Source organism: Paenibacillus mobilis, assembly GCF_058267595.1.
The window spans coordinates 33,950-50,028 of sequence record NZ_JBZCMS010000020.1 but is presented as its reverse complement, the minus strand read 5'-3'; the positions used below and the strand labels follow the sequence as shown (position 1 = coordinate 50,028).

Genomic DNA, 16,079 nt, shown 5'->3' with positions numbered 1-16,079 from the left:
ATCATGTTTGGTGGCGATGGCGGAGGGGTTCCACACGTACCCATCCCGAACACGACCGTTAAGCCCTCCAGCGCCGATGGTACTTGGACCGCAGGGTCCTGGGAGAGTAGGATGCCGCCAAGCAACTTAAACACCATCTCTTATGAGATGGTGTTTTTTTGTGTACAACGGAGCTTTTTTTGTATATATCTAAGTTACTTGATGTTTAACCTAAGAAAATAAATTTCGGCTACATAGATATTTTAATGAGTGTTTTTATTTGCCCGTATCTTTTCGGGAATCATTTCCGTTTAAGTGATTGAATTGACAATTCGTAAGGAGGCAAAACAATGGGAGAATCGTTTGAAATCCAAAGCAATGGTGGCGAACATGCCTGGGAGGACGATTTTTCCGAATGGGTAGGGGCCCATCATCAAGCCCTGGCGCTTTATTGCCGTTATTTGACGGGATCGGATTGGGAAGGACAGGACCTGCTTCAGGAGACGTGGATGAAGGTTTGGATGGCCAAGAAACAGCAGAGCAGGCTGCGGGTGAATCGAACCTACCTTCGCCGTACGGCTTATCATGCTTGGATCGATCGGTGCAGGAAGTGGGATGCTCAATCAGATTTGGGACATTTGGACCTCCTGCTCAATGATCTTGCACAGCCGGAAGGGATTGACGCGGCAGCTATGTATGCCGCATTTGAAAATATGATCAAACATCTGACGGTCAGCCAGAGGGCGGCCTTAATGCTGATGGATATCTACAAGTATACCGCTGAGGAAGCGGCGGAGATTTTGCAAACCACGGAAGGAGCAGTGAAAGCCTCCCTTCACCGGGCAAGACAAAATCTAAAACGGCTGAATAAAAAACGTGCACAGCCAAAAAACGACTATAAACCTAAGGACCAAATAGAAGAAGCGGATTCTGGCCGCAACCTGCAGGCAGCTGCTGATGCAGATGCCATAACTGTTGGTGCTTATATGGAAGCGTTTAAATCACATGACATTGCGGCATTAACGGCTCTATTTAACGGAGAGGGGCTGCAGAGAACGGCCCCTGTCATGCGGAAGAATATTGAAGTGGTCAAACGGGAATTTGAAGCGGCTAATCATATGGAAGCCAAAGCCAATGAGCAGGAACTTCCGATAGTGCTTAGGAAGGATATACGGACAAACCGCATAATGAACAATACGGAAACAAGTTTCCTGCTGGCCGCCTGAGTTTCGATCGGGAGAAGGTTAATACGTAAAACGTAAGCGTTACGTTACGTTATACCAAGCGGATCAATTTTTCGAAAAAAGAGGAGGTTACTTACCATGAGCAATTTCATTCCTTACGTGATTGAACAATCCAGCCGGGGCGAACGTTCTTACGACATTTACTCGAGGCTGTTGAAGGATCGGATTGTATTTTTAGGGTCGGCCGTGGATGATCAGACGGCTAACAGCCTGATTGCCCAGCTTTTGTTCCTGGAGGCCGAGGATCCGGAGAAGGATATTTTTTTCTACATTAACAGTCCTGGAGGATCCACTTCGGCCGGGTTTGCCATTTATGATGCGATGCAGCATGTGAAACCGGACGTTCAGACGATTTGTATGGGGATGGCCGCCTCCTTTGCCGCCATTTTACTATTAGCGGGAGCTAAAGGAAAAAGATTTGCCCTGCCGAACAGCGAAATCATGATTCATCAGCCGCATGGCGGTGCTCAAGGGCAGGCCAGCGATATTGAAATCAGCGCCAGACGGATTATCCGGATCAGACAGAAGCTGAATGAGATCGCAGCCGAGCGGACGGGTCAGCCTTTGGAGCGGATTGAAAAGGACATGGACCGCGATTTCTTTTTCACGGCAGAAGAAGCGAAGGATTACGGGATTATCGATAAGGTGATTTACAGCAGCCAGCATTGAACGAGCGGAGCAAATGAATTAGCATGATCTGTATGAAGAGGCTTAATCCGGTATGGGTGAAGGCTTCTTTTTTTGCATATAATGTTAAAATGTCCTCGTGAAAAAGACAGCCGTGTGCTTGCGGTGTGCTTTGTTTTTTGCCTTTTTACGAGCCTTGACAGCCTATAGTGCCTTTGCTAAGATTGCAATAATATATTTTTGCGCAGGTGCCGCCTTGGTCTTATCATATAAGGAAATTCGGCTGTAGAGTACGAAATCAGAGGGATAAAATAAGGAGGATATTTGAGGTGTGGGAGAACAAGTTTGCTAAAGAGGGTTTAACGTTTGATGATGTATTGCTGATTCCGCGTAAGTCGGTAACATTGCCTAAAGAGGTGAGTGTGTCCACGCAGCTCAGCAGCGGGGTTAAGCTGAACATTCCGCTCATCAGTGCAGGGATGGATACGGTAACGGAAGCCGCGTTGGCGATTGCGATTGCACGTGAAGGCGGTATCGGTATTATTCACAAGAACATGACAATTGAACAGCAGGCGGAAGAAGTGGACCGGGTTAAACGTTCCGAAAGCGGCGTTATTACAAACCCGTTTTATTTGACTCCTGATCATCTGGTTTCCGATGCGGAACGCGTGATGGGCAAATTCCGGATTTCCGGCGTGCCGATCGTAGATGAGCAGCAGAAGCTGGTAGGCATTCTTACAAACCGTGACCTTCGCTTCATTCATGATTACAGCATCAAGATTAGCGAAGTGATGACGAAAGAGAATCTGGTGACAGCTCCGGTTGGGACAACCCTACAGGAAGCGGAGATCCTTTTGCAGCAGCACAAAATTGAGAAACTTCCGCTCGTGGACAGCAACAATGTCCTTAAAGGTCTTATCACCATTAAAGATATCGAGAAAGCCATTCAATTCCCTAACGCTGCAAAAGATGCACAGGGCCGTCTGTTAGTCGGTGCTGCTATTGGCATTTCCAAAGATACCTTCGAACGTACGGAGGCGCTGGTGAATGCTGGCGTTGACCTCATTACCGTCGACTCTGCACACGGACATCATATCAATATCATTGATGCAGTGAGAAGCCTGCGCGAGCGTTATCCTGACCTGACCATCATGGCCGGCAACGTAGCGACTGGCGACGCAACCCGCGAGCTGATCGAAGCCGGCGCTTCGATCGTTAAAGTCGGGATCGGTCCCGGTTCGATTTGTACAACCCGCGTTATCGCAGGGATCGGCGTACCGCAAATTACGGCGGTTTACGATTGTGCGACCGTGGCCCGTGAGTATGGCGTACCGATTGTCGCTGACGGCGGCATCAAATACTCCGGTGAGATCACAAAAGCCCTTGCTGCCGGCGCACATGCCGTTATGCTCGGAAGCTTGTTCGCCGGTACGGATGAAAGCCCGGGCGAATCGGAAATTTACCAAGGCCGTAAGTACAAGGTTTATCGCGGCATGGGTTCCCTCGGCGCTATGAAGCAGGGCAGTAAAGACCGCTACTTCCAGGACGATGACAAGAAGCTCGTTCCCGAAGGCATCGAAGGCCGGGTAGCTTACAAAGGTCCTTTGTCTGATACGATTCATCAGCTGATCGGCGGTTTGCGTTCCGGTATGGGATACTGCGGAACCAAAACGCTGGAAGAGCTGCGCAATGATACGGAATTTGTCCGGATTACAGGCGCTGGTCTCCGTGAGAGCCATCCGCATGACGTTCAAATTACGAAAGAAGCTCCAAACTATTCTCTGTAATACAGATGAATTGGAAATAACTGCTAGGGCAGACCAGGCATAGAACGCCTGGTCTGTCTTTTTTTTGCTGTATGGCCTATGATAGAATAGAAAACAGTTCAAAAGAGAAGATGAAGGGAGTTAATGTTTTGAAATCAACGGAAACCAAGCATAAATGGGCAAAACAGCGTAATTTTAAGAGAGCCGTTGCTACTATTCTATTAATTCAGATGCTGACTGCTGCTCCTACGGCGATTTGGGCTGAAGGCGCAGATGCAAATACATCCGCTACGAATGCCACTGCAACAAATACGTCTGCTGCCAATACGGCGGCTACGCCTGCTGCAAATAATGCGGCTGAAATCGTAATGCCGGCTGTTCCGGATCTAGACGTGAAGTCCGCGGTTTTGCTTGAACCGACTACCGGACAAGTCTTGTACTCATACAACAGTGAAGATGCGCTTCCCCCTGCGAGCATGACCAAGATGATGACCGAATACATCGTGGCCGAGCAGGTGAAGGAAGGCAAGATCAAATGGGACGATGTAGTTACTATTAAAGAAAATGCGGCTAAGCAAATCGGTTCGCGAGTATTTTTGGCCGAGGGAGAACAATATACAGTTAAACAGCTTTACATTGCTATGGCGGTTGGCTCCGCAAATGACGCTACGGTGGCTTTGGCCGAACTGGTGGGCGGAACGGAACTAAACTTCGTGAAGATGATGAATGATGAAGCGAAGCGCATGGGACTGCCAACGGCTTATTATGCGAACTCAACGGGTCTCAACATTGCCGATATGCCGGAAGGGTACCGGCCTGACAGCGACAAAGAAACCGTGATGTCGGCTATGGATGCGGCTATCCTGGCCAAATATATTGTGGAAGATCATCCGGACTTCTCCGATTTTACAACCATTCCGTCCTACAAGCTTCGTGAGCGGGACAAGGATCCTATCATCAACTACGACTGGATGCTGCCTGCCAACGCTTCGAATACATATCTGAAGCAGTTTGCTTATCCGGGGCTGGATGGCATGAAGACAGGGCATACGAATGCTGCCGGGCAGTGTTTTACAGGTACGGCAGTTCGCAACGGAGTACGTCTGATCAGCGTGGTTATGGGTGCGGATACGGAAGCCCACCGCTTTACAGAAACAGCCAAGCTGCTGGATTACGGCTTTAACAATTTTGAAATCAAAAAGGTGAGCCAGGCCAAATCGACCGTGGCTTCTGCGGAAACCGTCAGCGTAAAGAAAGGCAAACAAACCTCCGTGCCGCTCGTGACGGATCAGGATGTGGATTTTGTCCTTCCTAAAGACGCTGATCCGAAGGGAGCAAGCGTTACGGTCAAACTGACCAACCAGGAACTTATGGCTCCTGTAAAAAGCGGAACAAAAGTCGGCACGGCCACTTATTCTTATAAAGTAAAAGGCTCGGACACGCCGATTGAAAAAACGGTGAATCTGGTAACTGCCCAAGACGTGGACAAAGCCGGCTGGTTTAAGCTTTTAATGCGGGCGACCGGCGATTTCTTCCACGATTTGTTTGGAAGCATCAAAAATTTGTTTTAACCTTATGAAAATCGGGTAAATCCGAGTTCCATGATTGTATATTGGGTCTGTTTCATGTAAAATTTAAAGTTAGATTAAAGGATGGAATTTTTTACTTTCGGCGGTTCGTTAGGGCTCTAAGAGAGTAAATGATCTATACAACGGGAGGTCAATTATGGAGACAGGAACATCTAGAGTTAAAAGAGGCATGGCTGAAATGCAAAAAGGCGGCGTCATCATGGACGTCATGAACGCAGAGCAGGCTAAGATTGCCGAAGCCGCAGGAGCTACTGCGGTTATGGCATTGGAACGCGTACCTTCCGACATTCGTGCGGCAGGCGGCGTAGCCCGTATGGCTGACCCTACGATTGTTGAAGAAGTGATGAAAGTCGTGAGCATTCCGGTTATGGCGAAAGCCCGTATCGGTCACTACGTCGAAGCCAAAGTGCTGGAATCCCTTGGCGTGGATTACCTCGACGAAAGCGAAGTTTTGACACCGGCCGACGAAGTTTTCCATATCGACAAACATGAGTTTACGGTTCCGTTCGTATGCGGCGCTAAAGATTTGGGCGAAGCGCTTCGCCGGATCGGTGAAGGAGCTTCCATGATCCGTACAAAAGGCGAGCCGGGAACAGGCAACATCGTAGAAGCTGTACGCCACATGCGTTTGATCAACAGCCAAATCCGCAAAGTGCAGAACATGTCGAAAGACGAGCTTTATGCGGAAGCCAAAAATCTTGGCGTGGCTTACAATCTGCTGCTTGAAGTCCACGAAAACGGCAAACTGCCGGTCGTTAACTTTGCGGCAGGCGGGGTAGCTACACCGGCTGACGCGGCTTTGATGATGCATTTGGGAGCTGACGGCGTGTTTGTAGGCTCGGGTATTTTTAAATCGGACAGCCCTGAGAAGTTTGCTCGTGCTATCGTAGAAGCCACTACGCATTACACGGATTACAAACTGATTGCCGAGGTATCCAAAAACTTGGGCACACCGATGAAAGGCATCGAAATTTCCACGCTGGCTGCTAACGAACGTATGTCCCAGCGCGGCTGGTAATCCATTTGAATGGGATGGGCAACAACCATCCATAACGGATAAATGGCTGTTTTTCAGAGAGAAAGAAGGAACCGTTCATGAAGATAGGAGTATTGGCGCTGCAGGGCGCTGTTGCGGAACATATACGAAGCATTGAATGGGCTGGTGCCGAAGGCGTCGCCGTTAAACGGGTCGATCAGCTGGATGAGCTTGACGGTTTGATTATCCCTGGGGGCGAAAGCACTACGATCGGCAAGCTGATGCGCAAGTATGGCTTTATCGATGCCATTCGTCAATTTGCGAGCGAAGGCAAGGCGTTGTTCGGCACTTGCGCCGGGCTGATTGTATTAGCTAAGTCGATTGAAGGCGGCGAAGAGCCGCACCTGGGACTGATGGACATTACGGTTTCCCGTAATGCATTCGGACGTCAGCGGGAAAGCTTCGAAACCGACCTGGATGTAAAAGGGATCGACAATCCTGTGCGGGCCGTTTTTATCCGTGCCCCTTTGATTACGAAAACGGAAGCCGGCGTTGAGGTGCTTTCCACGTATAAGGACGAAATCGTGACGGCCAGACAAGGAAAGCTGCTCGTAAGTTCTTTTCATCCGGAGCTGACCGATGATTTTTCTTTGCACAAATATTTTCTCGATATGATAAATGGCGGGTAATTTCGGCCTGAAGAGGTTAAGAATGGGCCCGTGATGTGAAAAATAGAGGGGCGGGGGCAATTCCGCTCCTTTTGCCTTGATTTTTTTAGATTATGGAAATGCCATCACGATAGACGGTTTTCTATTTTATGCCTATGGTTCTGATTTAGGAGGGTAACCCATGTTGGATGTCAAAATTTTGCGTAATGATTACGCCCGCGTAGAAGCCGCGCTTAAAGCAAGAGGCAAGTCGCTGGATTTGATCGCTGATTTTCCCAAGCTGGACGAAAAACGCCGCGAGCTGCTGCAGGAAAGCGAACAGCTGAAGAACCGCCGCAACGTGGTTTCCGCTGAAGTGGCCAAGCTGAAGAAAGCCAAAGAAAATGCAGACGAAATGATTGCCGAAATGCGCCAGGTCGGCGATCGGATTAAAGAGCTGGACGAAGAGGTCCGCGTGCTTGAAGAGCAGATCCAGCAGCTGACAATGAGCATTCCTAACATTCCCAGTGACAGCGTTCCGGTAGGCGCTTCGGAAGAGGATAATGTCGAGATTCGTCGCTGGAGCGAGCCGCGTGAGTTTTCTTTTACGCCTAAAGCGCACTGGGACGTGGCTGTCGACCTTGGAATCCTCGATTTTGAAGCCGGGGCCAAGGTGACCGGTTCCCGGTTTACTTTTTATAAAGGGCTTGGGGCACGTCTGGAGCGTGCGCTGATCAGCTTTATGATGGACCTGCATAGCAACGAGCACGGCTATGAAGAGATTTTGCCGCCGTACATCGTCAACCGCGACAGCCTGTATGGAACCGGACAGCTGCCGAAGTTTGAAGAGGATTTGTTCAAATTGAAGGACAGCGAGTATTACCTGATCCCGACGGCTGAAGTTCCGGTAACCAACTATCATCGCGATGAAATTTTGGATGGTACCGATTTGCCTCGCTATTATGTGGCCTACAGTTCCTGCTTCCGTTCCGAGGCAGGTGCGGCCGGACGGGATACCCGCGGTTTGATCCGTCAGCACCAGTTCAACAAAGTGGAATTGATCAAACTTGTTCACCCTGACAGCTCTTACGAGGAGCTTGAAAAAATGACGGCCAACGCCGAACGCGTGCTGCAGCTGCTGAACCTTCCCTACCGCGTTTTGAGCTTGTGTACCGGAGATATGGGCTTCACGGCCGCCAAGACTTATGACTTGGAAGTGTGGCTGCCTGAAAGCGGCATGTACCGCGAGATTTCTTCCTGCTCCAACGTGGAGGATTTCCAGGCCCGCCGCGCGAGCATCCGTTTCCGTCCGGAGCCTAAGGCAAAACCGGAGTTTGTGCATACGCTGAACGGTTCCGGTTTGGCCGTTGGACGCACGGTTGCCGCCATTCTGGAGAACTACCAGCAGGAAGACGGCAGCGTGGAAATTCCGGAGGTGCTGCGTCCTTATATGGGCGGCGTTACCCGTATCACGAAGAAGAATTAACTTGCTGATGACTTGAAAATATGATAAAATCTAATTCGTTACGTTGTTATTTAACGTCGATGACGATTTTATTTGGAGAGATACCGAAGCGGTCATAACGGGGCGGTCTTGAAAACCGTTAGGGTGCAAGCCCACGTGGGTTCGAATCCCACTCTCTCCGCCATACATACAGCTGATAGCCGTGGTTCCCTTTCGGGACCGCGGTTTTTTGATCTGAATATAAAATCCTTCTTCTTCGCATGTTAGTAAGGAAGATGCGCGAAGCTCAGCATTCGAGAGGAGGGGAAACGAATGAGCAAACCGAAAAGCATGCCGGTTCCCGGCGTACAGCCGAAACAGGAGCGCCGCAAAGGGAACGGCGGACCCGAACCGCTTTCCGGATCCAAGAAGGTGAAAAACCGGAACCACGTGGATCATAACAATCCGGAGGGCTAGGCCGTTTTAGGTGAAGCTGTGTTATGCTCCGGAGACCTGTGCAATTTGGAGCGAGACCGGAGACATAGGTCGGCGGGAAAATCAAAGAAAAAGGTCGGACTTAGGTCTGACCTTTTTTGTTTTTTTATGCAAAGAAATTTATACTTAATGGTTCCATCTTCCTATCTTTGCGGTTTTAGGGGGTTAGGACTCAAAAAAACAGGAAACTTAAACCGATAAGAGAGTTAGAACGGTGGAATTGACTTTCTAATTAACCGCCGTTTTAAAAAAATAAAAAAGGAGAGAAGAAATGAACAAGTTGTTAAAAGCAACGGGCAAGACCGGTGCCTTTTGGACACGTGTTATTACGGCCTTGCTTCTGTTAGTCGGCAGCGTTCCGTCTTTGTCCGCTATGACTGCGCATGCGGCGGCGGATGCGGGAGATTACCTGCTGTCCCTCAACCGGCCTGTTTACGCCTCGTCATCGCTTGGCGGCAATATCCCGAATTTGGCCGTGGACGGTGATACGAACAGCCGCTGGGAAAGTGAATGGCAAAAGGATCCGCAGTGGATTTATGTGGATCTGGGCGCTAGCGCAACCCTCAGCAAGGTAACCGTGAATTGGGAAAACGCCTATTCCAGCGCGTACACCATTCAGACTTCTGATGATGAACTTCATTGGAGCGATATTTCCCCGGTCATTCATGGGAAAGCCGGTGAAGTAAGCACAGACGTATCCGGTACCGGACGTTATGTCCGTCTCTACAGTACGGAACGGGCGCAACAGGCTTACGGGGTTTCCATTTTCGAATTCAGCATTTATGGAACCGGCGGCGTTGGCGGGCCTCCGAAACCAGCCGCTCCAAATCTGGCTTTGAACAAGGATGTAGCCGCATCTTCTTTGGAGATCGACGAACCCAGCAGATCGGCTGAAGACAAAGCTAACATGGAAGAAAGAAACTACCTGGCTAAAAATGTTACCGACGGAGATCCAAACACACGTTGGTCTTCCATCTACAAAGATAATGAATGGATCTATGTGGACCTGGGACAGGAAAGCGAAATCGGCAGCGTAGCGTTCAACTGGGAAAACGCCTTTGGACGGGCTTACGACATTCAGGTGTCGGACGACGCCAAAAACTGGACCACGATCTATCGTCAGCTGAACGGCAACGGCGGCAAGGAAACCATTCCGGTGTACGCCAAAACCCGTTATGTAAAAATGGCCGGCATTGCGCGCGGAACCACAAACGGTTTTTCGTTGTTCGAGTTTGAAGTGCATGCCTACCGTGACGGCGATCCGAAGCCGACCTATGATATTCCAGCTATTCCGACTGCCTCTGCGGTTCAAGTAGGAGCAGGAAGCTACGAGATTAATGATATTACACAACTAGAACCTAAGAACCCTACATATCGAACCTCAAACATTGATACACCTATTCCGTCTAACGACTGGTGGCAATCTATCCTGATCTCCAATCTTGGCGATGGCAACAGCTTGGTAACTCTGCCGCTCAAGAACTGGTACACGAAACAGGGACTTGCGATTTTGAACCCTGGCGCCGGTTTCGCTCATGGCGATTCCATCGATGCCGACGGGGATCCGGATCTGTATCTGTCCAGCAACAATATCAATCCTGCGAACATAGAAACAAAAATTTCGGGTTATGGCGACTATTCGGCCAGCGTGATCCTCAGCGATGACGATACGGCGAAAATGAGCACCACCTTTGTAAAAGGATCGCCTTTCATTTACAATACGTACGAAAATCCGGATGCCGTAATTGTTCAATCGCCGGTCATCACCCGTTTGTTTGACGATAACAACAATCCGGTGCTGGTTAACGACGGCGACGTCTATACGGCGGATCACATCGGCCTGGAAGTAACCAACAAGGACAAAGCGCCTACGCCGCAAACCTTCGTTCGCGATTACGGCATCTTTGCTCCTGAAGGCACCACTTTCATGAAGCTTGGCAATACCATCAAGATCAAGCTGGGCTCCGGTGAAAATTACCTGTCCCTCGCGGCGCTCCCTTCCGCGTCCGAGCTGGGTGAATTTTATCAGCATGCCTATGCTTTTGTTACGGATACAAGAGTGGACTATAACTTCGACGAGCAAGCTTCGCTTGTAACTACAAACTTCACGACTTCTACCGAAGTGAAACGTCCCGGTTTTTCGGCTGACACTATTATGACGTTGTTTCCGCATCAGTGGAAAATCTCGAACACGCCGCTTACCGATCTTAGCTATCCATCCATCCGCGGCACTCTTAAAGTAAGAATGGGCAATACGTTTACGACATCGGACCGTTTTAACGGCATAGTTCCACAATTCGTCGAACCCAACGATCCGACTTATTCTCGTGCCCAATTGGTAGCTTACCTGGATCAGTTGGATGCGGATCTGGCCAATGGCTTTATGGTCGAGGATCCTTACTGGCAGGGTAAAAAGCTGCATCCGCTCGCTTTGGCGGTGCTGATCAGCGACCAGCTTGGGGACACCGAGCGCAGAGACCAGTATTTGAAGGATTTAAAAACCATTCTGACGGACTGGTATACTTATTCGCCTGAAGAAAAACTGCATTCTTATTATTTCCACTACTCCGAATATTGGGGTTCTCTGATGTCTTATGCGACCGGTTTCGGAATCAACACCGGTCTGACCGACCACCATTTCACGTACGGATACTACATCTTTGCTTCGGCGGTCCTTGCGAGCTACGACAAAGAATTCCTGCATGATTACGGCGGTATGGTCGAAACCCTGATCCGGGATTACGCTAATCCGAACAGGGATGACAGCCAATTCCCATGGTTCCGCAACTTTGACCCTTATGAAGGCCATTCCTGGGCCGGCGGTTATGCAGATAACCACAGCGGCAACAACCAGGAAGCAGCCGGCGAAGCTTTGTTCAGCTGGGTCGGTGAATATATGTGGGGCATGGTAACGGGCAACAATACGTACCGCGATGCCGGTATTTGGGGATTTACAACGGAAGAAAAAGCAGTCGAGCAATACTGGTTTAACTATGACGGCGACAACTGGGTGGAAGGCTACAACCATGCCACCGCAGGCCAGGTATACGGCAGTGCGACGGCTTTTGCTACCTACTTCTCCGGTGAGCCGGAAAATGTTTACGGCATTCACTGGCTTCCGCCTGCTGAATGGATGACTTATTACGGTCGCCAGCCTGAGAAAGCAGCCGCTTTGTACCAAGGTTTGGTCAAAGATATGAACGGCAAACCGCTGGGAGGCTGGTCTCATATTATCTGGCCATTCGAATCGATCAGCGATCCGAACGCCGTGCTGAGCAAGTGGGATACCACAAACATGCAGCAAAACGAAACCTATAATGCTTACTGGTTTGTACACAGCATGGAATCGCTTGGCGAGCGGAGCCCTGATATTTGGGCTGACGATCCGGCGGTAACCGTGTATAACAAAGACGGCGTGTACACGGCGCAAATTTGGAATCCTTCGGAAAGCGCCAAAACAATTCATTTCTTCAATAAAGACGGTGCCTTGGGTTCCGCAACGGTATATGCGAATGCACTGGTTTCGGTAAATCCGATGAAAAATACCGTTCTTGACGGTCCGGATCCGTCGAAAGGCATCAAATATCTGGATCGTTCCGACTGGACGATTACGGCCTCCAAAACCGGAGAACCTGTAGAGCACCTGACCGACAATGATTTGTCGACGCGCTGGTCCACCAGCAAAACGCAGGAAACCGGCGACTGGCTGCAAATCGATTTGGGCTCCGAGCAGTCTTTCGATACGCTGTTCATGAACTCGGGCGGCAACTGGAACGATTACGCCCATGGTTATGAAGTTTATGTATCCAAAGATGGACAGGATTGGGGCGAGCCTGTAGCGAGCGGTAACGGAAGCTCGCCAAGTATTGCCGTATCCTTCCCGGCCTTGCAGACGGCTCAATTTATCAAAATCGTCCTGACCGAACCTAATGACAGCTGGTGGTCGATTTCCGAAATCAAGCTGGCCCAGTTCGGCGCATCTTCGGCTGAGGCCCCTACGGGTAACGACGACAGCGCCCTGGACGACCGTTCCGGATGGACGGTGACGGCTTCCTCCACGCAAGGCGGCGATATCACCGCCAACATGCTGGATGGGGACGGCAATACGCTTTGGACAAATGGGCGTACCCAGGCCAACGGACAATGGGTGCAAGTGGATTTAGGCAGTGATCAAAGCTTTGATACGGTTACTCTGAATCCCGGCAACTCCGCAAACGATTATCCGCGCGGTTATAAGCTGTTTGTTTCCGAAGACGGAGAGAACTGGGGACCGGCGGTAACCGGAGGGAAAGGCGAACCGGGAACGATGTCGATTACTTTCCCTGTGCAGCATGCCCGGTTTATCCGCATCCTGCAAACGGGAGAAGCCGATAAATGGTGGTCGGTTGCCGAGCTCAACGTTCATAATTACGGCAATGGCAAACAAAAACCGCTTGAGCCTAACGGCTGGACTGCAGAGGCTTCTTCTACGGCAGGAGGCGAAAGCGCTCAGGCGATGCTGGATGGAAATCCGGATACCCGATGGTCAAGTGGCAGCGAACAGCAAAACGGCGACTTTGTCGTTCTTGATTTGGGTACTGAAGAAACCTTCGATCAGATCGCCATGGACAGCGGCCATAGCCATGACGACTACGCCAAAGGCTACGAGGTTTACGTTTCCCACGACGGCGAGAACTGGGGCAGCCCGGTTGCTTCCGGCGATGGCAAGGGGCCGCAGGTAACGGCGGCGTTCCCGCTGCAGACCGCCCGTTATGTGAAGATCATGCAAACGGGATCGGACTCACATTGGTGGTCGATCTCCGAGCTGCGTCTTTTTACGGCCGATCCTACTCCGTATCTTCCGGACGATGAGGGTGAACCTGAACCTATGGCGCTTGATCGCACGGACTGGACCGTAACGTCTTCGACTTATGACGACGGTTCTTCCCTGAAAAGTTTGATCGACGGGGATCTGGGTTCCCGGTGGACAACAGGAACGGGGCAAGCTCCGGATCAGTGGATCCAGCTTGATCTGGGCGACCTCAAGAGCTTTAACGCATTAACGATGGATTCTGCCGGGAGCAGCAATGACTATGCCCGCGGATATCAAATTCTGATTTCCGAGGACGGGGAGAACTGGTCGAAGCTTGCCGAGAATGAAGGTACCTCCGCTTATATTAAGGAAACCTTCCCGGCTCAAAAAGCCCGGTATGTGAAGATCGTCCAAACGGAGGATACCCCATCCTGGTGGTGGTCCATTTCCGAGCTTAACCTTTATAACTAAAGCAGCAAAAACCAATTAACCTTTCTTTAAAAGCATCACTAACCCACATCCCTATAATTTAAGTAAGAAGCTGCTTCGAGAGTCTTTGGGCTTTCGGGCAGCTTCTTTTTCCCAAGAAGGGCAAGGGAATAATTTTATTTGAAGAGATGTTAAGCAAGTTAACAGCAGACACACGGGCGAATTAATGTCATAATAAAAGAATAGAGATCAATGTAAGCATCAAGTCATCATTGCTCAATTCGAGCACAGAAACGGAGTTGAGATCTACACTTTTAGGAAAAGGGGTGTAAATATATGTTCCATTTAGCTGGCGGCGAACAAGGCCTGCAGTCGGCTCCGCTTCCTCCGAAGCAGCATAACAGGCGTTCGATTGCGAATATTTTGCTCAGATGCCTTTCGATCGTGATTGGGGGAGTTGTTTATGCCGTAGCGCTAGAGCTCTTTCTGGTTCCAAACAATATTACGGACGGGGGCATTACGGGGATTGCGGTGATTGTGGCCCACCTCAGCGGCTGGCCCTTGGGTTTATTCCTGTTCCTTCTGAACCTGCCGTTCCTGCTTATTGGATATAGGCAGATAGGTAAAACCTTTGCTTTATCCACCTTGCTGGGCATTACCGTGATGTCGGTGGTTACCGTTCTGCTGCATCATGTGGATGGGGTGGTCACGGATACGCTGCTGGCTTTCGTATTCGGCGGCATGCTGCTCGGCTTGGGCTCGGGGATTGCGATCCGGTTTGGCGGATCACTCGACGGGACGGAGATTATTGCGATTTTGCTTGCGAAAAAGCTGCCTTTTTCCGTCGGCGAAATCATTATGTTTTTTAACCTTTTTATTCTTGGAAGCACGGGTTTCGTCTTTAACTGGAATTCCGCGTTGTTCTCTATACTAGCTTATTATATTGCTTCCAAAGCAATCGATATTACAGTGGATGGTTTAAACGAATCGAAGTCGGTATGGATCATCAGCGACCGTATCCAGGACATTGGCGACGCCATTCTAAGCAGGCTTGGACGCGGGGTTACTTACTTATCCGGCGAGGGTGGTTTTTCGGGAGATCCCAAACGTGTGATCTTTTGTGTCATTACCCGCCTCGAAGAGGCTAAGCTTAAAGAAATTGTGAATCATTTTGATGAAAATGCCTTTCTGGCTGTCGGCAATATTCATGACGTCAAGGGCGGGCGGTTTAAGAAACGGGATATCCACTAACGGTCCTGTTTGGGAAGAACGCCTTGCCGATGGGGCAGGACGGAACGTATCTGCGTGACATAGGAATATAGAATATAGAATATAGGTTGGTTAGATCCTCTGCCTCTTATATTTTGGAAAAAGAGCCCGCACCGGTTTCCCGGTGCGGGCTCTTAGGTTTGCTCCGTATTGTTATTTCCGGCGCAGACGACGGAAAAAATCGCTCAGGAGGGAGCTGCACTCCTCCTGCAGCACATTCGCGACCACTTCCGTCCGGTGGTTGAAGCGGGGCTCCTGCAGCAGGTTCATCAAGGTGCCTGCGCAGCCGGCCTTCGGGTCGGTCGTCCCGTAGACGACTGCCGGGAGCCTGCACTGGACGATGGCACCGGCACACATGGGACAAGGCTCAAGGGTTACATAGAGTCTGCAGTCCAGCAGACGCCAGGCGCCGAGCAGCTCGCTGGCCTGGCGGATCGCGATCATTTCCGCATGGGCAGTGGAATCATGTGTGGTTTCCCTGAGATTATGGCCGCGGCCGATAATCTCGTTATTTTTGACGATTACGGCCCCTATAGGCACTTCCCCGATCGCTTCGGCTTTCCTGGCTTCTTCTATGGCGAAACGCATCCAGTACTCATCCAGCGGGTTGCCTTCGACAGGGAAGGGGGATGGTTCCAATTCGGTCATGCTTCAAAAACAGCTCCTTGCAAATGATTTTGTGGATATTATCCAACGAACATTTATTCGATTGTTAACATGATGTTGATAACCCTGTGCATAAAGCTTATTTTATCCACAGACTTATTAACACGGTTGAATAAATCTTGTGGAATTGTGCACAATCTGTGGACAATATGTTGA

At 50.1% G+C, this 16,079-nt stretch carries 11 protein-coding genes, 1 tRNA gene and 1 rRNA gene; 12 read left to right on the top strand and 1 reads right to left on the bottom strand.

Annotation, left to right across the window (positions count from 1 at the left end):
• The first annotated feature begins 6 nt into the window (after positions 1-6).
• The 12 genes from rrf (at position 7) to AC3ZPD_RS22570 (ending at position 15,239) form a co-directional block, all read left to right on the top strand.
• Positions 7-123: ribosomal RNA gene (gene rrf, locus AC3ZPD_RS22625) — 5S ribosomal RNA — on the top strand.
• A gap of 206 nt (positions 124-329) precedes the next feature.
• Positions 330-1,205, top strand: coding sequence for an RNA polymerase sigma factor (locus AC3ZPD_RS22620; protein WP_490986499.1), 876 nt, complete (start codon positions 330-332; stop codon positions 1,203-1,205).
• A 96-nt stretch (positions 1,206-1,301) separates the two neighbouring features.
• Entirely contained in the window at positions 1,302-1,892 is a 591-nt protein-coding gene (gene clpP / locus AC3ZPD_RS22615; RefSeq protein WP_490986498.1) for an ATP-dependent Clp endopeptidase proteolytic subunit ClpP, read from the top strand.
• A 287-nt stretch (positions 1,893-2,179) separates the two neighbouring features.
• A complete protein-coding gene (gene guaB / locus AC3ZPD_RS22610) occupies positions 2,180-3,637 on the top strand; it encodes an IMP dehydrogenase (RefSeq protein WP_490986497.1) in 1,458 nt (485 codons plus the stop codon).
• 128 nt (positions 3,638-3,765) lie between these two features.
• Positions 3,766-5,187 (top strand): D-alanyl-D-alanine carboxypeptidase family protein, encoded by a 1,422-nt coding sequence (locus AC3ZPD_RS22605; protein WP_490986496.1) that lies wholly within the window; start codon positions 3,766-3,768, stop codon positions 5,185-5,187.
• Between the two features lie 154 nt (positions 5,188-5,341).
• Positions 5,342-6,223 (top strand): pyridoxal 5'-phosphate synthase lyase subunit PdxS, encoded by an 882-nt coding sequence (gene pdxS / locus AC3ZPD_RS22600; protein WP_490986495.1) that lies wholly within the window; start codon positions 5,342-5,344, stop codon positions 6,221-6,223.
• 77 nt (positions 6,224-6,300) lie between these two features.
• Positions 6,301-6,870: a pyridoxal 5'-phosphate synthase glutaminase subunit PdxT gene (pdxT, locus tag AC3ZPD_RS22595; protein ID WP_490986494.1), complete on the top strand. Its 570-nt coding sequence runs from the start codon at positions 6,301-6,303 to the stop codon at positions 6,868-6,870.
• Between the two features lie 160 nt (positions 6,871-7,030).
• The gene (serS, locus tag AC3ZPD_RS22590) at positions 7,031-8,314 is read left to right on the top strand and encodes a serine--tRNA ligase (protein WP_490986493.1); all 1,284 of its coding nucleotides are present in this window, start codon (positions 7,031-7,033) and stop codon (positions 8,312-8,314) included.
• A gap of 74 nt (positions 8,315-8,388) precedes the next feature.
• Positions 8,389-8,477 (top strand) — tRNA-Ser (locus tag AC3ZPD_RS22585).
• A 128-nt stretch (positions 8,478-8,605) separates the two neighbouring features.
• Positions 8,606-8,749 (top strand): small acid-soluble spore protein P, encoded by a 144-nt coding sequence (locus tag AC3ZPD_RS22580; protein ID WP_490986492.1) that lies wholly within the window; start codon positions 8,606-8,608, stop codon positions 8,747-8,749.
• A 289-nt stretch (positions 8,750-9,038) separates the two neighbouring features.
• Complete coding sequence (locus AC3ZPD_RS22575; RefSeq protein WP_490986491.1) at positions 9,039-14,030, top strand: discoidin domain-containing protein; 4,992 nt, start codon at positions 9,039-9,041, stop codon at positions 14,028-14,030.
• 294 nt (positions 14,031-14,324) lie between these two features.
• A complete protein-coding gene (locus tag AC3ZPD_RS22570) occupies positions 14,325-15,239 on the top strand; it encodes a YitT family protein (protein WP_490986490.1) in 915 nt (304 codons plus the stop codon).
• A gap of 171 nt (positions 15,240-15,410) precedes the next feature.
• On the opposite strand, the gene tadA is transcribed toward AC3ZPD_RS22570, so the two are convergent.
• Positions 15,411-15,905, bottom strand: a complete 495-nt coding sequence (tadA, locus tag AC3ZPD_RS22565; RefSeq protein WP_490986489.1) for a tRNA adenosine(34) deaminase TadA — start codon at positions 15,903-15,905, stop codon at positions 15,411-15,413.
• Positions 15,906-16,079 lie beyond the last annotated feature (174 nt).

Coding starts and splice junctions, on each gene's coding strand:
- pdxS (WP_490986495.1), top strand. CDS start 5,342: ATGGAGACAGGAACATCTAGAGTTAAAAGAGGCATGGCTGAAATGCAA.
- pdxT (WP_490986494.1), top strand. CDS start 6,301: ATGAAGATAGGAGTATTGGCGCTGCAGGGCGCTGTTGCGGAACATATA.
- AC3ZPD_RS22575 (WP_490986491.1), top strand. CDS start 9,039: ATGAACAAGTTGTTAAAAGCAACGGGCAAGACCGGTGCCTTTTGGACA.
- serS (WP_490986493.1), top strand. CDS start 7,031: ATGTTGGATGTCAAAATTTTGCGTAATGATTACGCCCGCGTAGAAGCC.
- AC3ZPD_RS22580 (WP_490986492.1), top strand. CDS start 8,606: ATGAGCAAACCGAAAAGCATGCCGGTTCCCGGCGTACAGCCGAAACAG.
- AC3ZPD_RS22620 (WP_490986499.1), top strand. CDS start 330: ATGGGAGAATCGTTTGAAATCCAAAGCAATGGTGGCGAACATGCCTGG.
- AC3ZPD_RS22570 (WP_490986490.1), top strand. CDS start 14,325: ATGTTCCATTTAGCTGGCGGCGAACAAGGCCTGCAGTCGGCTCCGCTT.
- tadA (WP_490986489.1), bottom strand. CDS start 15,905: ATGACCGAATTGGAACCATCCCCCTTCCCTGTCGAAGGCAACCCGCTG.
- clpP (WP_490986498.1), top strand. CDS start 1,302: ATGAGCAATTTCATTCCTTACGTGATTGAACAATCCAGCCGGGGCGAA.